The 19039-nt window shown below is 68.0% G+C and carries 16 protein-coding genes; 8 read left to right on the plus strand and 8 right to left on the minus strand.

The genetic code is table 11. The features are described from left to right. The first annotated feature begins 20 nt into the window (after positions 1–20). The 5 genes from GGR43_RS13900 to GGR43_RS13920 all read left to right on the plus strand — a co-directional run bounded on the left by GGR43_RS13900 (position 21) and on the right by GGR43_RS13920 (position 6601). Entirely contained in the window at positions 21–863 is an 843-nt protein-coding gene (locus tag GGR43_RS13900; protein WP_188072575.1) for an alpha/beta fold hydrolase, read from the plus strand. Continuing rightward, positions 856–1176 (plus strand): non-heme iron oxygenase ferredoxin subunit, encoded by a 321-nt coding sequence (locus GGR43_RS13905; protein WP_188072576.1) that lies wholly within the window; start codon positions 856–858, stop codon positions 1174–1176. Before GGR43_RS13900 ends, GGR43_RS13905 begins: the two co-directional genes overlap by 8 nt. Continuing rightward, a complete protein-coding gene (locus GGR43_RS13910; RefSeq protein WP_188072577.1) occupies positions 1173–2720 on the plus strand; it encodes a class I adenylate-forming enzyme family protein in 1548 nt (515 codons plus the stop codon). Before GGR43_RS13905 ends, GGR43_RS13910 begins: the two co-directional genes overlap by 4 nt. Positions 2721–2763: 43 nt before the next feature. Further along, entirely contained in the window at positions 2764–5124 is a 2361-nt protein-coding gene (locus GGR43_RS13915; protein WP_188072578.1) for a TonB-dependent receptor, read from the plus strand. 304 nt (positions 5125–5428) lie between these two features. After that, positions 5429–6601, plus strand: a complete 1173-nt coding sequence (locus GGR43_RS13920; RefSeq protein WP_188072579.1) for an acetyl-CoA C-acyltransferase — start codon at positions 5429–5431, stop codon at positions 6599–6601. 60 nt (positions 6602–6661) lie between these two features. Here GGR43_RS13920 and dmpG read toward each other — a convergent pair whose 3' ends face one another. From dmpG to GGR43_RS13935, 3 genes are read right to left on the minus strand one after another with little or no spacing between them, the layout of a single operon-like run. Next, positions 6662–7693 carry a 4-hydroxy-2-oxovalerate aldolase gene (gene dmpG, locus GGR43_RS13925; RefSeq protein WP_188072580.1) on the minus strand — a complete coding sequence of 344 codons (1032 nt, stop codon included), beginning with the start codon at positions 7691–7693 and terminating at the stop codon, positions 6662–6664. After that, a complete protein-coding gene (locus tag GGR43_RS13930; RefSeq protein ID WP_188072581.1) occupies positions 7690–8634 on the minus strand; it encodes an acetaldehyde dehydrogenase (acetylating) in 945 nt (314 codons plus the stop codon). The genes dmpG and GGR43_RS13930 overlap by 4 nt, the downstream gene beginning before the upstream one ends. 4 nt (positions 8635–8638) lie before the next feature. Continuing rightward, entirely contained in the window at positions 8639–9415 is a 777-nt protein-coding gene (locus GGR43_RS13935; RefSeq protein WP_188072582.1) for a 2-keto-4-pentenoate hydratase, read from the minus strand. A gap of 101 nt (positions 9416–9516) precedes the next feature. Here GGR43_RS13935 and GGR43_RS13940 point away from each other — a divergent pair, with 101 nt between their 5' ends. Then, positions 9517–10302 (plus strand): IclR family transcriptional regulator, encoded by a 786-nt coding sequence (locus GGR43_RS13940; protein ID WP_188072583.1) that lies wholly within the window; start codon positions 9517–9519, stop codon positions 10300–10302. Between the two features lie 256 nt (positions 10303–10558). On the opposite strand, the gene GGR43_RS13945 is transcribed toward GGR43_RS13940, so the two are convergent. Both GGR43_RS13945 and GGR43_RS13950 read right to left on the minus strand, forming a co-directional pair. Beyond that, positions 10559–12097: an amidohydrolase family protein gene (locus GGR43_RS13945; protein WP_188072584.1), complete on the minus strand. Its 1539-nt coding sequence runs from the start codon at positions 12095–12097 to the stop codon at positions 10559–10561. 152 nt (positions 12098–12249) lie between these two features. Next, positions 12250–15951 (minus strand): autotransporter outer membrane beta-barrel domain-containing protein, encoded by a 3702-nt coding sequence (locus GGR43_RS13950; RefSeq protein WP_188072585.1) that lies wholly within the window; start codon positions 15949–15951, stop codon positions 12250–12252. A gap of 249 nt (positions 15952–16200) precedes the next feature. Between GGR43_RS13950 and GGR43_RS13955 the strand changes: the two genes are divergently transcribed. Both GGR43_RS13955 and GGR43_RS13960 read left to right on the plus strand, forming a co-directional pair. Beyond that, a complete protein-coding gene (locus tag GGR43_RS13955) occupies positions 16201–16449 on the plus strand; it encodes a type II toxin-antitoxin system RelE family toxin (protein ID WP_188072586.1) in 249 nt (82 codons plus the stop codon). Positions 16450–16460: 11 nt separating this feature from the next. Further along, positions 16461–16802, plus strand: coding sequence for a helix-turn-helix transcriptional regulator (locus GGR43_RS13960; RefSeq protein ID WP_188072587.1), 342 nt, complete (start codon positions 16461–16463; stop codon positions 16800–16802). 136 nt (positions 16803–16938) lie between these two features. On the opposite strand, the gene GGR43_RS13965 is transcribed toward GGR43_RS13960, so the two are convergent. The 3 genes from GGR43_RS13965 to GGR43_RS13975 form a co-directional block, all read right to left on the minus strand. Next, complete coding sequence (locus GGR43_RS13965) at positions 16939–17940, minus strand: PAS domain S-box protein (protein WP_246343746.1); 1002 nt, start codon at positions 17938–17940, stop codon at positions 16939–16941. Positions 17941–18096: 156 nt separating this feature from the next. Continuing rightward, entirely contained in the window at positions 18097–18294 is a 198-nt protein-coding gene (locus GGR43_RS13970) for a hypothetical protein (RefSeq protein ID WP_188072588.1), read from the minus strand. Beyond that, positions 18291–19037: a Crp/Fnr family transcriptional regulator gene (locus GGR43_RS13975; RefSeq protein WP_188072589.1), complete on the minus strand. Its 747-nt coding sequence runs from the start codon at positions 19035–19037 to the stop codon at positions 18291–18293. Before GGR43_RS13975 ends, GGR43_RS13970 begins: the two co-directional genes overlap by 4 nt. Positions 19038–19039: the final 2 nt, after the last annotated feature.

A 19039-nucleotide genomic window follows, 5' to 3' on the forward strand; every position in this document is an offset into this window, starting at 1 on the left:
GAATAACGGGGAGAATAGCAATGACCTCTCAACCCATCGGAGCCGGCCGGATCGTCGATGTCGACGGCATCGAAACCCATGTGCACGAGGCCGGGTCGGGCCACCCGATCGTGCTGATCCACGGCGCGGGGCCGGGCGCCACGGGCCTTTCCAACTGGTCGCGCAATATCGAGGCGCTGGCGCGCGATTTCCATGTCATCGTCGTGGACCTGCCCGGTTTCGGCCAATCGCGGAAGATGCGTATCCCGCCCGCCTTCTTCGAATTTTACGGGCTGCACATCGGCAAGCTGCTCGACGCCATGGGCCTGGAGAAGGCGCATATGGTCGGCAATTCGCTGGGCGGCGGCGCGTCGATGATGCTGGCGCTGCGGCGGCCGGAAAAGGTCGGCAAGCTGGTGCTGATGGGATCGGGCGGGGGCTTTCCGGTCACTTCGGTCATGCCCACCACCGGGCTCAAGATGCTGATGGGCTTCTACGAGGCGCCCGGCCCGTCGCGCGAGCGGCTGGCCGCGTTCATCGGCGAGATGGTGTTCGACAGGGCGATGATCACCGAGCAACTGCTGGAAGAAAGGCTGAGCGCGGCGCTGGCGCCCGATCTGGTCGCCTGCCCGCCCTTCGGCTTTCGCGACGGCCGCCCGCCGGTGCCGGACGATGTGTGGCGCGAGCGGCTCGATCGGCTGCCGCACAGGACGCTGATCGTCTGGGGCCGCGAGGATCGCGTGATGCCGCTCGACAACGGCTTCATCCTGCTGAAGCAGATCCCCGGTGCGCGCATGCATATCCTGCCCCATTGCGGCCATTGGGCGCAGTGGGAGAAGGCGGAGGAGTTCAACGCGCTGGTGGGACAGTTCCTCCGTGACTGAGACGCGCGTTTCCGCCGGACGGGTGGACGACTGGCCCGATGGCGACATTCGCCGGATCGAGGGCGAGCCGCCGATCGCCGTGTGCAACGACGGCGGCACCTTCTACGCCACCGCCGACTGGTGCACCCATGACCGCGCCTCGCTGGCCGAGGGCTGGGTGGAGGACGGGGCGATCGTCTGCCCGTGGCACATGGCGAAATTCTGCCTGCGCACCGGCGCGGCGCTGAGCGCGCCCGCGTTCGTCGACATCGAATGCTTCAAGGTGACGGTGGAGGATGGCGAGGTGTTCGTCATCCGGGAGGCGGCGGCATGATCGCGCTGCACCGGCGGCTGGCATGGCTGGCGCAGGCGCAGCCGGACGCCCCCGCGATCATCGACGCGCGCGGCCTTATGACCTTCGCGCAGGCCCGCGCGCTGGCGGACCGCATGGCGGCGGCGCTGGTCCGCGCGGGGCTGCGGCCCGGCGACCGTTTCCTCGTGCTGTCCGCGAACCGGCGCGAGAGCCTGCTCGCCTATGTCGCGGCCTCCGCGACCGGCACCGTCTGCACCCATCTCAACACCCGGCTCAGCCCTGTGGAGCTGGCCGAGATCGCCGCCGACGCCGGGCCGATGCTGGCGCTGGCGGATGCCGAGGGCGCGGCGCGGCTGATCGCCGGGCAGGGGGATGGGGCGGCCTTCCCGGTGCTGCGTTTCGACCGCGAAGATTTCGGCGCATGGCTCGAAGCGGGCGGCGGCGAGGATGCCGCGCCGGATTTCGCCGCCGATCCGCACACGCCGCTGTTCCAGCTCTACACCAGCGGCACCACCGGACGGCCCAGCGGCATCGTCATCGCGCAGGGCGCATGGGCCGCGCAGATCGAGCAGTTCCGCATGTCCCAGCCCTATGGCCCCGGCGACGGCGTGCTGGTGGTGACGCCCCTGTTCCACATCGCCGCCGCGATCACCGCCTTTGCCGCGCTGGTTTCCGGCGCGCGGATCGAATTGCCGGAGCGCTTCGACGCCGATCGGGCGCTCGACGCCTTTGCCGATGGTTCGGTCGCGGGCACGATGATGGTTCCGGCGATGATCGACAGCATCGTCGCGGCGGCCGACCGCCGGGGCCTCGCCCGTGTCGAGGGCGTGCGGCGCATCTGCTACGGCGCCTCGCCGATCACCGAGGGGCTGCTGCGCCGCGCGCTCGACCTGTTCGGCTGCGATTTCATCCAGGGCTATGGGCTGACCGAGACGGCCGGGGTCGCCACGCTGCTGCTGCCCGCCGATCACCGGCTGGCGCTGGCGGGCCGCGCTGAGCTGCTGCGCTCGGCGGGCCGCCCGGTGATGGGCGCGGACGTGCGGATCGCGCTGGAGGACGGAGGCATCGCCGCGCCCGGCGAGGTCGGCGAGATCCAGATGCGCGGACCCAACCTCTTTTCCGGCTATTACAACAATGCGGAGCGCACCGCCTCGGCGTGGACGGAGGATGGCTGGTTCCGCTCCGGCGATGCGGGCTATAGCGATGCGGACGGCTATGTCTTCGTGATCGACCGGATCAAGGATCTGGTCATCACCGGCGGCGAGAATGTGTTCCCGCAGGAGGTCGAACGCGTGATCGCGGCCCATCCGGCCGTTGCCGAGGTGGCGGTCTACGGCGTGCCGGACGCGCGCTGGGGAGAGGCCGTCGCCGCCGCACTCGTGCTGAAGGACGGGCAGGCATTCGACGAGGCGGCGATGCGCGCATTCGTCGACCGGCGCCTCGCCCGGTTCAAGGCGCCCCGGCACTATCGCCTCCTTGCAGAGCTTCCCCGCAACGCCACCGGCAAGGTCCTGCGCAGGGCGCTGGCGGGCGCGCATCGGGAAGAAGGGGCCGTGGCCGGCTGATCCGGCGGCGGAAGATAACGAGAAGAGAGACAGGAGAGAGAATATGATGAGGAGAGTGAAAACCCTGTTGGCCGGGTCGGGCGTGCTGCTGGCTGTCGTTGCCAGCCCCGCGCTGGCGCAGCAGGCGGGCGGGCAGGGCGCCGAATCCGAATCCGGGAATGTCGGCGTGGGCGATATCGTCGTCACCGCGAACCGGCGCTCGGAAAATCTGCAAAAGGTGCCGGTGACGGTGGCCGCGCTCGGTGCGAGCGAGCTGGAGGCGAAGGGCGTCAGCGACGCGACCGCGCTCAACGGCATCGTGCCCAATCTGCGCGTCAATTCGCCCTTCTCCGAAACCCAGCCCAATTTCACCGTGCGCGGCATCGGCGTCGCCAACGAGTTCAACCCCAATGCGCAATCGCCGATCGGCGTCTATTTCGACGAGGTCTATCAGGGCTTCCGCGCCAGCCACGGCGCGGCGCTGTTCGATCTGGAACGGATCGAGGTGCTGAAGGGGCCGCAAGGCACGCTTTACGGGCGCAACACCACCGGCGGCGCGATCAACATCATCACGCGGCGGCCGGAACTCAGCGGCGCGAACGGCTATCTGACCGCAGGCTACGGCAATTATAACCGCTTCACCATGACGGCGGCGGCGGAGGCCACGCTGGTCGAGGACAGGCTGGGCGTGCGCGCGGCGGTGACGCGGCTCTATCGCGACGGCGTGATCAGGAATGTGACCGGCCGCTATGGCGCGGCCAACCCCTATGTGGGGAACAAGGATTATGATTCGATCGACAGCTGGGCGGGCCGCCTGACCGTGCGCGCCCGGCCGACCGAAACGCTGGACATGACGCTGCGCGGCTATTTCTCGAACCAGAAGCCGATCGGCACCACCGGCGTCGTGGTCCAGCTCTCGCCCGGCGGCGCGGACCTTTCCGGGCGCACGCTGCCCGGCCTGGGCGAGCGCGAATCCGCCGCGACCAACCAGGGGCGCTATCGCACCAAATCCTGGGGCGTCAGCCTCAAGACCGACTGGGCGCTGGGCGCGGTCGATCTGACCTCGGTCACCGGTTACGATCACGGATCGCTGAACCAGCCGTTCGACTTCGACGGATCGCCCAGCCTGATCGGCCAGTGGGATCCCAACACCGCCAAATTCCGCTCGGTCGGGCAGGATCTGCACGCCACCTATGAGGGCGGCGGCTTCAAGCTGATCGGCGGCGTCTATTATGGCTGGCAGCGGGTGGACCTGCTCAACCGCTATTTCTACCTCGGCGTGTTCAACGATCTGGCGGGGCCGGGGCAGTTCAACCCGGCGGGCCAGTTCTTCCCCGGCCTGCCGCCGACGGCGATCGACGCGCGCCAGCAGATGCGGCAGTCGCAATCGACTTATGCCGCCTATCTCGAAGCGGAGATCAGGCTGGCCGAGCGCGTCAAGCTGACGCTGGGCGGCCGCCTGACGCATGAGAAGGTGGGGCTGACCGATTTCAGCTCGCTGCTCTACGACAGCAGCCGCAACCCGGCGCTCTACACTTATTCGTCGAGCGGGGCGAACAGCGCCGCGCCGGGCGCGCCGGTGCTGACCGGCATCGTTCCCGACGTCACGCGCAAGATCACCGAGCCGACGGGCCGCGCGATCCTGAGCTATGAGGTGACCGACAGCGCGATGCTCTACGCCAGCTACAGCCACGGCTATCGTTCGGGGTCGTTCAACGGCCAGTCGATCGTGCCCGTGCCGAACTTCGTGCCCGCCGAGTTCGCCGACGCGCTGGAGGCGGGCTTCAAGGCGCGCTTCTTCGACAACGACCTCCAGATCAACGGTGCGTTGTTCTACAACAAATATAAGGGCCAGCAGGTTCAGGAAATCCAGAACGGCGCGGCCTTCCTCCGCTCGCTGAACGGGCGGATGTACGGGTTCGAACTGGACCTGAAGGCGCTGCCGCATCCGCGTGTCCGGCTGGAGGCCTCGCTCGGCTATCTCAACACCCGCTATGACGACGGCCAGTTCCTCGCGCCCGGCGATCCGGCCGCGACCGACCCGCGCGGCATCGCGCTGGGCGGCAACGCCTTCCCCTTCGCCCCGCAATGGACGGCGAGCTTTTCGCCCGCCTTCACGCTCGCGCAGTTCGACCGGTCCAGCGTCACCTTGCAGGGCGACGTGACCTATGTGTCGCGGCAATATTTCGACCCGTTCAACGACCGGCAGGCCGCCGGGCCGCTGCGTGAGGGGCAACGCGGCTATGCGCTGGCCAATGCCAGCCTGCGCTACGACGCGGAGGCGTTCAGCGCGTCCTTCTGGGTGCGGAACCTGTTCGACAAATATTACAACGCCTATGGCCTCAATATCGAAAGCTTCGGCTTCGACTTCTTCACCCCCGGCGCGCCGCGCACCTATGGGGTGGAGGCGACGATCCGGTTCTGATTTTGGTCCCTCCGTCCCGGTGCTTTCAGCGGGGCGGAGGGGCTTTGTTTTGGCGATGATAGTCTTTGCAAACGGGTTCGGGCGGGCGACCGCTTTTGGCCAGGAGCTTATCTGATCCTTACCGTCACCCTGAACTTGATTAGCTGCGCTGGCCTTCGGCTCAGGGTCCATTTCGCCGGATTGGTCATTGGTCTGTGGGGCCTGATGGATGCTGAAACAAGCTCAGCATGACGATGGGCTATGGCAATCCCCCAACCCGGTTTCCAAACCCTCTATACCCACCTTTTTTCCCAAGGAGATATCCATGCGTGAGGCCGTTATCGTTTCCACCGCGCGCACGCCGATCGGGCGGGCCTATCGCGGCGCGTTCAATGCGCTGCCCTCGCCGTCGCTGGCCGCCCATGCCATTCGCGCCGCAGTGGAGCGGGCCGGCATCGCGCCGGAGACGATCGACGATGTGATCCTCGGCGCGGGGCTGCCGCAGGGGGTGCAAAGCGCAATCGGCCGCACCGCCGCCCTGCGCGCGGGCCTGCCGGTGAGCGTCGCGGGCGTCACCGTCGATCGCCAATGCGCGTCGGGCCTGATGGCGATCGGCATGGCGGCGCGGCAGGTGATCGTCGACCGCATGGACGTGGTGGTCGCGGGCGGGGTGGAGTCGGTGTCGCTGGTCCAGACCAGGGAGCTGCGCACCGGCACCGACCCGGAGCTGCTCGCGATCGCGCCGCATGTCTATATGCCGATGCTGGAGACCGCCGAGGTCGTCGCGCGCCGCTACGGCATCTCGCGCGAGCGGCAGGACGCCTATGCGCTGCAATCGCAGCAGCGCACCGCGCGGGCGCAGGCGGAAGGCGCTTTCGACGAGGAGATCGTGCCCGTCACCGCGACGATGGCGGTGCAGGATCGCGCCACCGGCGAAACGGCGATGCGCGTCGTCACCATCGACAGGGACGAAGGCAACCGGCCGGAAACGACCGCCGAGGGCCTCGCCGCGCTGAAACCGGTGGTCGAGGGCGGGGTGATCACCGCGGGCAACGCCTCGCAGCTGTCCGACGGCGCATCGGCCTGCGTCGTCATGGAAGCGCGCGAGGCCGAACGGCGCGGCCTGCGCCCGCTCGGCCGCTATGTCGGCATCGCGGTCGCGGGCACGGAGCCGGACGAGATGGGCGTCGGCCCGGTCGCCGCCGTGCCGAAGCTGCTCGACCGCTTCGGGCTGAAGATGGACGACATCGGCCTGTGGGAATTGAACGAGGCGTTCGCCGTGCAGGTGCTGCATTGCCGCGACCGGCTCGGCATTCCGGACGAGCGGCTGAACGTCGACGGCGGCGCGATCTCCATCGGCCATCCCTATGGCATGTCGGGCGCGCGCATGGTCGGCCACGCGCTGATCGAAGGCCGCAGACGCGGCGCGCGCCATGTCGTCGTGACCATGTGCGTGGGCGGCGGCATGGGGGCGGCGGGGCTGTTCGAGATAGTCTGAGAACAAGCTCCGAAAGGGCTGGGTGGACCTGCGGGCGACCGCAGGCCCACCTAATGCACCCTAGCCCGCCTGCGCCTTCAGCATGTCGAGCGCGACGTCGACGATCATGTCCTCCTGCCCGCCGACCATCTTGCGGCGGCCCAGTTCGACGAGGATCGCGCGGGTGTCGATGCCATATTCGGCGCTCGCCTTCTCCGCATGGCGAAGGAAGCTGGAATAGACGCCCGCATAGCCCAGCGTCAGCGTCTCGCGGTCGACGCGGACGGGGCGGTCCTGCAACGGGCGCACCAGATCCTCGGCCGCGTCCATCAGCGCATAGAGGTCCGTCCCGTGGTTCCAGCCATGGACGTCCGCCGCCGCGATGAACACCTCCAGCGGCGCATTGCCCGCGCCCGCGCCCATGCCCGCGAGGCTGGCGTCGACGCGCACCGCGCCGTTCTGCACCGCGACGATGCTGTTCGCGACGCCGAGCGACAGATTGTGATGGGCATGGACGCCGCGCTGCGTCTCCGGCTTCAGCACCCGGTCATAGGCTTGCAGCCGCGCCGCATACTGGTCCATCGTCATCGCGCCGCCGCTGTCGGTCACATAGACGCAATGCGCGCCGTAGCTTTCCATCAGCTTCGCCTGCTGCGCCAGCGCCTCCGGCTCGCTCATATGGCTCATCATCAGGAAGCCGGACACGTCCATGCCGAGGCCGCGCGCATAGTCGATATGCTGCTTGCTGACGTCCGCCTCGGTGCAATGGGTGGCGACCCGCACGGAGCGCACGCCCATCTCATAGGCATGTTTCAGGTCGTGGATGGTGCCGATGCCGGGCAGCAGCAGCGTGGTGAGCACGCTATGCTCCAGCACCTCGGCGACCGCGCCGATCCAGTCCCAGTCGGTATGCGCGCCGAAGCCGTAGTTGAACGAGCTGCCCGACAGGCCGTCGCCATGGGCGACCTCGATCGCGTCGACCTTCGCGCGGTCGAGCGCGCGGGCGATCGCCTTCACATGGTCGAGGCCATATTGGTGGCGGATCGCGTGCATCCCGTCGCGCAGGGTGACGTCCTGGATATAGAGCTTGTCCGTGGCGGGATCGAAGGTCATGCGTTCACTCCTTCACGCAGGCGCGCGGCGATTTTCTCGGCGGTCTTGAGCGCGGCCGAGGTCATGATGTCGAGATTGCCGGCATAGGCGGGCAGATAATGGGCCGCGCCCTCCACTTCGAGGAAGGTGCTGACCTTGAGGCCGGTAAATTCGCCGTCCATTTCCGGTATGCGCAGCGGGCGGTTGGAGCCGATATGCTCGAACTGCACCGCCTGCTTCAGGCGATAGCCGGGCACATAGGTCTGCACCTCGGCGACCATGTCGGCGATCGAGCGCTCGATCGCGGCGGTGTCGGTTTCCTCGCACAGGCAATAGACGGTGTCGCGCATGATCAGCGGCGGCTCGGCCGGGTTGAGGACGATGATCGCCTTGCCCCGCGTCGCGCCGCCGACATCGACGATCGCCTGGCTGGTCGTCTCGGTGAACTCGTCGATATTCGCGCGGGTGCCCGGCCCCGCGCTCTTCGAGGCGATGGAGGCGACGATCTCGCCATAATGCACCTTCGCCACGCGGCTCACCGCATGGACGATGGGGATCGTCGCCTGCCCGCCGCAGGTCACCATGTTGACATTGGCCGCGTCGAGGAAGCTGTCGCCATTGACCGGCGGCACCACATAGGGGCCGATGGCCGCAGGCGTCAGGTCGACCACGCGCTTGCCGTGCTGTTGCAGTATCTCGTTGTGCCGCGCATGCGCGCCCGCCGAAGTCGCGTCGAACACGATGCCGATGCGGTCGAAGCCGGGCATCGCGACCAGCCCCTCAATCCCCCCGGCGGTGGTGGGCACGCCCAGCCGCGCGGCGCGCTTCAGCCCGTCCGATTCCGGGTCGATGCCGACGAAGGCGCCCATTTCGAGGCTGTCGGACAGGCGCATGATCTTGATCATCAGGTCGGTGCCGATATTGCCCGATCCGATGATCGCCACTGGCAGTTTGTCGCTCATCTTCTCAATCCTTATACTGGAAGGAAACCGTGCCGAGGCCGCCGATGCTGACGCGGATATCGTCGCCCGGCGCCATCGGCACCATGGGCCCAAGCGCGCCGGTCAGCACGATATCGCCCTTGCGCAGCGGTTCGCCCTGCGCGGCGAGGGTGTTGGCAAGCCATGTCGCCGCCTCCAGCGGATGGCCGAGGCAGGCCGCGCCCGCGCCGAGCGAGGCGACCTCGCCATTCTTCTCCAGCACCATGCCGCAGCTCCACAGATCGAGCCCGGCCAGCGGCTTGCGCTCGCGCCCCAGCACGAACAGCGCGGAGGAGCCGTTGTCGGCGACGGTGTCGGCGAAGCTGATCTTCCAGTCGGCGATGCGGCTGTCGACGATCTCGATCGCGGCCATCGCCGTGTCGACGGCGGCCTCGACCTCCGCGCGGGTGACCGCGCGGGCGGGCAGGTCCGCGCCCAATATCACCGCGATCTCCGCCTCGGCCTTGGGCTGGATGAGGCGGGAGGGCGAGACGTTGGCGCCGTCGGCCACCTCCATGTCGTCGAACAGCACGCCGAAATCGGGCTGGTCGACGCCGAGCTGCGCCTGCACCGCCTTGGCCGTCAGCCCGACCTTGCGGCCGACGATGCGGCGGCCTTCCGCTTCCCAGAAGCGGGTGTTGATCGCCTGCACCGCATAGGCGCCCGCGCCGTCCGCCGGGTCGAGGCTGTCGCGCAGCGGCGCGATCACGCCCTCGCTATAGGCCCGGCGCAGCCGTTCCGCCGCCTGTTCATGATCGGACATCAATCCTCGTCCCTTGCCTTCGTTTCGTTGCAGCCTGTTTATCACCGGCAAGGGGTTGCAGCCATAGGAGGCGCCAGTCTATCTCCCACTCTATGAGAGATATGGAATCGCCGGACAGGGTGCTCGACCGGGGGCTGCGGCTGCTGGCCGCGCTGGTGCAGGATGGCGGGCGCAGGCCGCTGACGGAGGTGGCCGCCGCCATCGGCCTCTCCCGCGCCAGCGCGCACCGCGCCGCCTCGATGCTTCAGGGCAGCGGCTATCTGATCCGCAGCCGCAGGGGATATTATCATGCCGGCCCCATGCTGGCCGCGCTGGGGCAGGCCGCCCGCGCCGAGGCGGTGGTGGCGGGCATCGCCCGGCCCATCCTCGCCGGTCTGGCGCGGCGGCTCGGCTGCCTCGCCCATCTCGGCGTGTTCGAGCAGGACATGGTCACCTATCTGCTCAAGGAGGGCGCGGGCAAGGACGTGCTGTTCACCCGCGCCGACATGCAGCTGGAGGCCTATTGCTCCGGCCTCGGCAAGGTGCTGCTGGCGGCGCAGGAGGAGGAGGCGCTGGCGGCCTATCTGGACAACGGCCCGTTCGTGCGGCTGACGCCCCATACGCTTGTCGAGCCTGACGACCTGCGCCGGGAAATCGCGCGCGCGCGCGACCAGGGCTTCGCGCTCGACCGCTTCGAGGCGGCGGAGGATCTGTTCTGCATCGCCGTGCCGCTGCGGGACGGGGCGGGGCAGGTGTTCGCGGCCGTTTCGCTGTCCTTTCCGTGCCCGGACAAGACGCCGCCGGACTGGAGCCGCGCGCTGGAGTCGCTGAAACGCGCGGCGGGCCAGATCGAGGAGCGGATGAGGGACTATTGGGGTGGAGAGCGAAGCTCAGGCGCGGCGCCATAGAGCGTTTTCAAGTCAGATGGAACATCTGACGGCTCGGAAAACGCGGAAAACAAGGAACTTCCAGACTCTGTCCGGTTCAATCTGAACAGGACAGAGTCTAGAGTTCACGCGGAGGCGCGGAGACGCGGAGATAATGGCGCGAAGCGCTGTTTCTCCCGCTGACATCAGGAGCTGAGGCAGCTTGGACTCAGGGGGGCCTGCGGCTCGGACTCTCTCCGCGTCTCCGCGTGCTCATCATCTTCCGGGCTGGCCGCGCCTATTTCAAATAGCCCTTCCCCGCCTCGATCCGCGCGAGCAGGCGGTCGAGCGCCGCGCGGTCGTGCCAGAAGCCCGCGCGCACCACGCCCGCTATGCGGTGGAGGTTGCGCACGTCGGCGGTCGGGTCGCCGTCCAGCACGACCAGATCGGCATCCGCGCCGGGCGCCACGCGGCCCATCGTCGCGGTGCGGCCGAGGAAGCGCGCGGCGTCGCTGGTCGTCATCCGGAGGATGCGCAGCGGGGCGAGGCCCGCTTTCGCCAGCTCGTCGAACTCGGCATGGAGCGAAAAGCCCGCGACCGCCCACGCCCCGCTTTCGTCGCTGCCGGTCAGCATCGGCACGCCTTCCTCGTCGAACAGCTTCACCAGCCGCAGGTCGAGATCATATTCGCGGCGCATCAACGCGCGGGCGTCGGCCGGGACCTTCTCGACGAACTCGGCGGTCACGTCCTTCCACAGTTGCAGCGTCGCGGGCGGAAGATAGCGCAGCGCGGGATCGCGGGCGAATTCCGGGCGGTCGGCCTGCTCGGTGGTCTTGCGGCGGATCAGCGTCGGCACCTGCCAGTTGCCCGCGTCGCGCAGCGCCCGCGCCATCCGGCGGCAGCGCGCCTCGTCGAAGCTGGCGATCATGATCGCGCGCCGCCGCGTGTCGGCCGGGGTGGTCGCGGCGGCCGGGTTGATGATCAGCCGGTGCAGCAGCGCGTCGGCGAGCTTGTCGGAATAGGGTATGGTGAAGGGCGGCCCCTTCATCACCGGGATCGCGTCCAGTTCCCTGCGCAATTCGGCCTGGCGCGTGGAGCAGGCGACGAGCGCGGCCCCGCCCGGCCCCAGATGTTCGATCGCATGCATGCCCCGGCGCGCGGCGTCGACGATATCGACGCCCTGCGGCACATGGCCCGCGACCGGCAGGCCGAGCCGCCGCGCCTCGGGCAGCACCGCGTAGAGCACCGGCTTGCTGACCAGGCCGATCTTGATGAAATCGGCGCCGCGCTCCTTCTGGTGGCGCACCGCCTCGATGCCCCGTTCCGGCGTGGAGGCGTTGAGCGGGGTCAGCAGCCCGCCCGGCAGGATCAGCGCCCTGGGCGCGAGCTGCCCCGTGGGCAGGCGCGATTCCGCGCGCTGTTGCAGCATCGCGTCCGATCCATGCATCTGGCGGAAGCCCGTCACGCCGTTGGCGAGCATCAGGCCCAGCGTGCCGCTGGGGTCCGCATCGCCGAGCGGATGCGCGTGCATGTCGTTGAAGCCGGGGGTGACGAACCGCCCGGCAAGGTCGATGCGCTGCACGGCGGCGTCCCCGGCGGCGGGGTCCGCCGTGCCGACGCTGACGATCCTGCCGCCCTGCATCAGGATGAAGCTGCCCGGCGTCTTGGCGCCGGTCGCCGGGTCCACCACCGTCGCGCCGGTCAGCAGGACGCGGCCGGAAGCGGGGATATGCACGACCGGGCGATAGGGTTCGCGCGCCCAGAAATAGAGGGCGGCCCAGCCCGCCAGGAACAGCACCAGCAATGCTATCGCGATGCGCCTGATCCAACGCTTCATTTGGCTCTCCCCATGGCCGGATCCCGGTTGTTCGGATTCGATGCGGCGATATTTGGCATAAAAATATATATTATGCCAGAAAATCTGGAAGAGCCTGTCGCCTGCCCCCGTCGAAAGAAGAAAGGCCGGGGGTGAACCCGGCCTTCCGTTTCCTACCAGCGGATCGAGATCCCCGCATTGGCCGAATGCTGCCGCGCATTGGCCATGTCCCTGTAGCGATAGCCGAGCGAGAGCGCGACCCGCTCCGACAGCAGCGCCTCCACGCCCGCGCCGCCCTGAACGCCGGTCTTGCCCATGGAGGGCGCGCCGACCGTCATCGCGACGCCGCCCAGCAGCGGGTCGAGGCGCGTCGCCTCGTCCGCCAGCTCGCGGGTCACGCTCGCCTGCGCATAGGGGGCGATCGTCGCGCCGCCCATGGCGAAGCGGGTGCCGAGCTTCGCGCCGCCGCGCAGCTGCCACGCATTGCGCCGGTCGTTGGTGAAGCGCAGCGCGACCGCCGCGTCGCCGGTTTCGGCGAAGCCGTCCCGCTCGACCCGGTCATAGGCGATCCCGGCAAAGGGGGTGAGCGAGACGCCGCCCAGGTCCAGACGGTGCCCGGCCTCGACGTCCACGCCCCAGGAGAAGCCGTCCGGCCGCGATGCGAGCGTGCGGTTGCCGTCCGACAGCGCGACCTCGCGATCGATGCGGTAATCGTCGATCGCGAAGGAGAGGACGCCGCGCACATAGCTGTCGCGGGACGCCCAGCGGCCGTAGAGCATCGCCTGATAATGGTCGTCGTCCGACTTTCCGAGGCCGGAGGTCGAGACGTCCGACGTGCCGTAGGCGAAGGCCGCGCCGAGCAGCAGCGTGTCGGTCGCCTGCGTGTCGAGGCCGACCAGCAGCGTGGTGCTTTCCGCGCTGTAGCCCCGGCCGGAGCGATCCGCCTTCACCCGCACATGGTCGCGGTTGAAGCTGCCCCAGAGGCTGTTGCGGCCGCCGTCCGCACCGTCGAGATGCTGGCCGACCCCGGCGCGCGCCGCGCGCAGGCTGAGCGTCGCGGCGTCCATCGCGCTCGCATGGATGCTGCCCGACAGCTGCTCCATCGACAGGGCGAGCTGGCCCGCGTCGAGGCCGGCCAGGCCGTCGAACAGGCGGCCCGTGGCGCTGATGTCGCGCACCCCGGCCGGGCCGCGCAGGCCGTCCAGAGCCTGCCCCGCCGACCGGCCGTTGTCGCCGGTCGCGAAGCCCGCATAGGACAGCGGCGTCACCGCCAGCAGGATCGTGGTGTCGCGATAGACCACGTCGAAGCGCGTATCGGCGGCCAGCCCCGCGTCGGGCTGGGCCAGCGCCGCGAACGAGCCCTCGACCCCGCCTTCCGCACTGACGACCGTGAAGGTCTGGCCCAGCTGCGGCGTGAAGCTGTTGGTGGCGTCGCCGGTGATGCCGCGCAGCGTCGGGCTGATCGTGCCGCCTGCCGTATAGACGCTGTTCTGCCCCGTCAGCACCAGCATGTCGTGATGGCCTGCGCCGGTCCCGGCGGTGGTGCCGTCGATGTCGAGCAGCAGCGTGCTGCCCGCCGCCTGCGTCACATTGCCCGCGACGACGAGCACGCCGGGCGAGTTGCCGGGGGAGAGGATGCCGTTGACCTCGACATTGCCCGCGATCTGGCCCGATCCCCCCGCGATGCCCTGCTGCCCGACCACGACATTGCCCTGGAAGACATTGTTGAAGGCCAGCGTGCCCTGCTCGATGCAGGCGCCCTCGCTGCTGCCGCCCGCCGCCATCAGGCTGAGGCGGCCCGCGCCGGTCTTGGTGAAGCAGGCATTGCCGTCGACCGACCCGGCCAGCGTCACGTCATGGGCGCCGGTGTCGAAGGTGGAGTTGGTGCCGACGACATGCACGTTCTGGCTGATGTTCATGTCCGTTCCGGCCGTGAACCCGCCATCCTGATGCAGGAATATGTCGCCGCCCCCGCCGCCGATCGCGGCCTGCGACTGGGCGACGACGCGGCCGGCCACGACGTTGATCGTCACCCGCTCGTTGCTGCCCGTCAGGGTCAGCGTGCCCGCGCCGATCTTCTCGATATTGCCCTGGCCGGTGATGTCGCCCGCCATCACGATATCATGGCCGTTGCTGTCGAACCGGGCGCGCTGCGTGTCGTTGATGAAGAGGTCGTGGCTGATCGTGAAATCGGCCAGCGTGCGCAGCGTGGTGTCCTCCTCGATGCGGACGACGCTCCCCGCGATGCCCAGCGCGGCGTCGGAATCGAAGGCGAGGACGCCGCCGGCCAGCACGATGCCGTTCTGGCTGTTGGTGCCGGTCAGCGTCAGCGTGCCCGATCCGGTCTTGTTGAGCGTCCCCGGCCCGGAGAGGTTGCCGGAAAGGACGATATCATGCCCCGCGCTGTTCACGGTCGATCCGCTGTCGGTCAGCGTGACGGCGTTCGCCAGCGAAAGCTCTCCGCCCGCGCGGAATTCCGCCGCGCCGATGGTGAGCGGCCCGGTGCCGATCGCGGCGTTGCCGGTCGCGACGAGGGTGCCGCCGGTGACCGAAGTGCCGCCCGCATGGCTGTTCGCGCCGGTGAGCGTCAGCGTGCCCGATCCCGATTTCACCAGCCCGCCCGTGCCGGACAGCGCGCCCGCATAGCTGCCGTCGCTGCCCTGCGCGAATTCGACGGTGCCGTCGTTGGCGATATCGCCCTGGAGCGACTGGCTGTCCCCGATCAGGCGGCCCTCGGTGACGGCGGTGCCGCCGCTATAGCTGTTGGCGCCGGTCAGCGTCAGCGTGCCCGCGCCGGTCTTGGTCAGCCCGCCCGTGCCGGACAGGATGCCGGAAAGGGTGACCGCGTTCCCCTGCGTGTCGATGCCGCCGCCGCCCGCTTCCAGCGAGAGGGCGGTCGCAAGGACGAGGGGCGAGGTGAAGACGAGGGTGCCGCCGTCGAACACCGGCGAGATGGTGCCCGCGATCAGATCGCCGACATCGTGCGTGCCGGTGATGTTGTTGGGCCCGCCGACCGCCGCGGCGATGTTCGTGCCGAAGATATAGCTGTAGTTGATGACGATGCTTTCGCCCGTCAGCAGCGATCCGATGTCGAAGCCCAGGCCGATGGTGTTGTCGCCATTGCCGATATTGGTCCCCGCCAGATAGGAGGCGGTGTCCTGCGTCCAGCCGGTGACGGCCGAATTATGGGTGATGGTCGAATTGGTGTAGAGGCCGATCACATATTTGGACACCAGCGCCTCGGCATAGACGAGGTCGCTCGCCGGGACGCCGTCGGTCCCGCGGATATTGGTGGTGGCGCTGCTGTCGCCAGATGCGGCGACCGCGTCCGGGTCGATCTGCCGCGAAAAGGTGAGGCCGGTCAGGTCGGTCAGCGCCGAGATGGTCGTGCTGATCTCGATCTTCTGGCTGTCGCTGTTGAAATAATAGTCGTTGGTGATGTCGAACAGGCCGGCGATGTTCCCCGACCAGACCGCGCGCTTGTCGTAGGTCGTGCCGTTATAGGCGATGCCGCTATAGTCGGTCAGCGTGCCGGCGATGCCGGCGACGGAGGACGAGTTGTTGTTGCGGTAGCGGAAGGTCGCGCCGTCGGTTCCCTCGACCACGAAGCCTTCGAACGGGGTGCCGGGGGTGAGATAGTCATAGGCCGGGTTGAACGTGCCGGTGCCGGTGCCGTCGTAGAGGATGCCCGGCGAGGTGTTGCCGCCATAGCCCAGCGTGCCTTTGTCGTTGAGGCCGATCTTGATATAGTCGCCGCTCAGGATGATGGAGTTCGCATGGGCGCTGGCGGGCACCAGCATGGTCGAGGCGGCGAGCGCCAGCAGCAGCGGCTTTGCCGCCCCCGCGCGGCCCTGGAACGGGCGAGATGCGAACAAGGCGTTCGTGGCAGATGCGGCGAGATGGCGCACTAGATTCTCCCTTGGATTACAAAAGACTGGGAGGAAGGGCCGGAATTTGCCGGACCTTCGTTTCCCGGACTCTCCAATGGCCCTGCGCTGGTTAAGAAGGGGTTATCCTTTCCGCCCGGAAAGGATGCCGAGGAAGCGCGGCGAATTCCAGAAAACAGAGGCGCTCGCGCGGTGTAGTCATTGACTACATATGTAGTTATGCACTACATACCTGTCGTGAAGCAGATCGCATACACCGGATCAGCGCTCAGGACGCTCCGCCGTATCCCGGCGAACACGGCCAGGCTGATCATGGCGAAGGTGGAGCAATATGCCGCCGATCCGGCATCGCTTGCGAACAATGTCACCAACCTGAAGGGGCGCGATGGCATCAGGCTGCGGATACAGGACTGGCGGGTTATCATGCTCGACGGCGTGGTGATCGAGGTTCTGGAAATTGGCCCGCGCGGCGGCATCTGCGACTGAAGGAGGACGATATGGGCGAAATGATCACGATCCCGCTCGATGAATATAAGCGCCTTCAGCGCGCGGCGCATGACCTTGAGGATATCCGTATCCTCGACCGTGTCACCGCCGACCTGGCGGCTGGACGCGAAGAAGCGATCCCGGCCGAATATGTCGCCCGCATGATCGACGGCGAAAGCCCGCTTCGCGTGTGGCGCGGATATCGTGGACTGAGCCAGGCAGCGCTGGCGAAGGCTTCCGGCGTCAACCGGGTGCAGATCGTGGATATTGAAGCTGGACGGAGTTCCGGTTCGGTGGAGACGCTCAAGAAGCTGGCTGCGGCGCTTGGGGTGGCGTTGGACGATATCGCCTGACCCGGCCCATGCGCGTCGGGAACCGGCTCAGCCTTGCTGGATCGTCGTCCCTCATAACTCCCGCCCGCACGGTCACACTCGCATGCCATTGCGACGGTCCATCCCGTCACGGAGGGTTCGGGAAGGGGGCGGGCGTCTATCCGGCGATGCGCGAGACGGGGAAAAGCAGCTTCGTTTCGAACAGGCCGTCCTGCCAGACCTGCGAATAGGTGCCTTCCAGCCCGTGGATCGCGCTCTGCAACAGGCGGGAGCCGAAGCCCTGCTGCTCGCTGTCCGGCGCGCTGCCGCCCGTCTCGCGCCAGAGGATGACGATGCGGTCGTCCTCGATCGCGGTGCTGATGGCGAGCTGCCCGTCCGGCCGGGACAGGCCGCCATATTTGACCGCGTTGGTCGCCAGTTCGTGAAAGGCCAGCGCCAGCGAGGTGATCGCGCCCGCGCCGACCGGCGCCTCCAGCGCCTCTATGCTGATGTTCGCATGGGCGTAATAGGGGGCGAGGATGGCGTCGAGCAGCAGCGGCAGGCTGGTGTTCTTGCTGAGCGCGCCGAGCACGAGCTGATGCGCGGAGGACAGCGCCTGTATCTGCCCGCTCAGCCCGTCGGCGAAATCCTGAATGTCCCCGGCGCGGCGGCGGCCCACGCTGATCAGGCTCTGCACGATGGTCATCAGATTCTTGATCCGGTGGTTCATCTCGCGCAGCAGCAGCGCCTGCGCCTCGGCCTGGCGCCGCCGCTCGCTGATGTCGCGGGCGATGCTGGACGCGCCGATGATCCGGCCGGAGGCGTCGCGCACCGGCGAGACGGTCAGCTCTATGTCGATGGGCCGTCCGTCGCGCGTGCACCGCACCGTCTCGAACTGCTCGATCCGTTCGCCCTTGCGCAGCCGGGCGATGATCTCCTCTTCCTCATGCAGCCGGTCGTCGGGGATGATGAGGGTGATCGGCCGGCCCACCGCCTCCTCGCGGCGATAGCCGAACATCGTTTCCGCCGCGTGGTTCCAGCTGGTGATGATGCCGTCGAGCGACTTGCTGAGAATGGCGTCGAAGCTGCTTTCGATGATGGCGCCCAGCCAGAGCGCGGCCGCTTCGCCCGCCATCGGGCCTTCCATCAGGGATCCGTCCGCGTCTCTCCTGTCCGTCATTCCATCGCTCCGGTCCCTTGTCGCATCATGCGGGGCGGATGCTCCACCCCGGAACGCCGGGCGGGAGATCCCCGCAAAGATGTAGCGTCGTGCGATGGCATGGCAACTCCACACTTGGGGGCAAATGAATGATAAATGTTAAGTCGGGAAGGGGGCTTAACGCAAGGAGGGGTCTTCGCGCTGCTGCCGCAGGGCCTTTTCCCCCGCCTCGATCAGCCGCTGGCCGGTGGTGATCGCCGCCTGCGCCGTCATCGTGATCGCGACGCCGTCGGGCCCGTCGAGAAAGACGTGGCCTTCCTCGGCGGAGGCGGCGCCGGGGGTGGAAAAGGGGTCGGTCGGGTGACGGTCCTTCATGTCATCTCCCTTTTGCTGACGGGGCTGTCCTCTGGATCAGCCAGATAGAGATAATGGGGGCTGAAGTCGCCGCGCCGGGCAAGACCCTCCGGGTCCTGGATGTCGACGAGCGAGGATCGCACGAGGCACAGCCCCGATTCCCGCAGCTGGCGCATCGCGCGATTGGTGTGCACCGTCGTCAGCCCGCATATCTCGGCGATGTCCGACTGGGTGAGGCTGAGCACGAAGCGGCGCCCGTCGGAAAGGCCGACGGCGCGCAGCCGCGCCTCCATCTCGCACAGGAAATGGGCGACGCGCCCCACCGCGTCGAGCCGGCCCACGCGGAACAGCCAGGCGCGGTGCAGCGCCGCGTCGATCAGCGTGGAAAACCATAATTTGCGCGCCAGCTCCGGCCGGGGGTCGAGGATTTCCTTCAGCGACGCATGCGGCACCACGGCGATGGTCGCGGTGGTGAGCGTGCCGATCGCATGATCCAGCTCCAGCATCGGATAGGCGTGGAGATCGACGAATTCGCCCGGCACATGGATGGCGACGAGCTGGCGCAGGCCCCGGTGATCGTCGATGTGGCGGGACATGATCCCTTCCAGCAGCAGGGTGCTGATCGTCACCGTCTCCCCCGCTTCCACCAGCGTGCGGCGCGGATCGATGGTGAGCACCTCGCTGATCGCATCCTCCAGCAGCGTCCGCTCCTCGCGGGTCAGGTGGACGCCGCGGCGATTGGCAAGCAGTCGATCCATGAACATCG

It is taken from the genome of Sphingobium jiangsuense, from assembly GCF_014196495.1.
In the GTDB taxonomy this organism is placed as follows: domain Bacteria; phylum Pseudomonadota; class Alphaproteobacteria; order Sphingomonadales; family Sphingomonadaceae; genus Sphingobium; species Sphingobium jiangsuense.

Bases quoted from the DNA above. Each gene is read 5' to 3' on its own strand.
- GGR43_RS13900 (WP_188072575.1), top strand. From the start codon at position 21: ATGACCTCTCAACCCATCGGAGCCGGCCGGATCGTCGATGTCGACGGC.
- GGR43_RS13910 (WP_188072577.1), top strand. From the start codon at position 1,173: ATGATCGCGCTGCACCGGCGGCTGGCATGGCTGGCGCAGGCGCAGCCG.
- GGR43_RS13915 (WP_188072578.1), top strand. From the start codon at position 2,764: ATGATGAGGAGAGTGAAAACCCTGTTGGCCGGGTCGGGCGTGCTGCTG.
- GGR43_RS13920 (WP_188072579.1), top strand. From the start codon at position 5,429: ATGCGTGAGGCCGTTATCGTTTCCACCGCGCGCACGCCGATCGGGCGG.
- dmpG (WP_188072580.1), bottom strand. From the start codon at position 7,693: ATGACCTTCGATCCCGCCACGGACAAGCTCTATATCCAGGACGTCACC.
- GGR43_RS13930 (WP_188072581.1), bottom strand. From the start codon at position 8,634: ATGAGCGACAAACTGCCAGTGGCGATCATCGGATCGGGCAATATCGGC.
- GGR43_RS13935 (WP_188072582.1), bottom strand. From the start codon at position 9,415: ATGTCCGATCATGAACAGGCGGCGGAACGGCTGCGCCGGGCCTATAGC.
- GGR43_RS13940 (WP_188072583.1), top strand. From the start codon at position 9,517: ATGGAATCGCCGGACAGGGTGCTCGACCGGGGGCTGCGGCTGCTGGCC.
- GGR43_RS13945 (WP_188072584.1), bottom strand. From the start codon at position 12,097: ATGAAGCGTTGGATCAGGCGCATCGCGATAGCATTGCTGGTGCTGTTC.
- GGR43_RS13960 (WP_188072587.1), top strand. From the start codon at position 16,461: ATGGGCGAAATGATCACGATCCCGCTCGATGAATATAAGCGCCTTCAG.
- GGR43_RS13965 (WP_246343746.1), bottom strand. From the start codon at position 17,940: ATGACGGACAGGAGAGACGCGGACGGATCCCTGATGGAAGGCCCGATG.
- GGR43_RS13970 (WP_188072588.1), bottom strand. From the start codon at position 18,294: ATGAAGGACCGTCACCCGACCGACCCCTTTTCCACCCCCGGCGCCGCC.
- GGR43_RS13975 (WP_188072589.1), bottom strand. From the start codon at position 19,037: ATGTTCATGGATCGACTGCTTGCCAATCGCCGCGGCGTCCACCTGACC.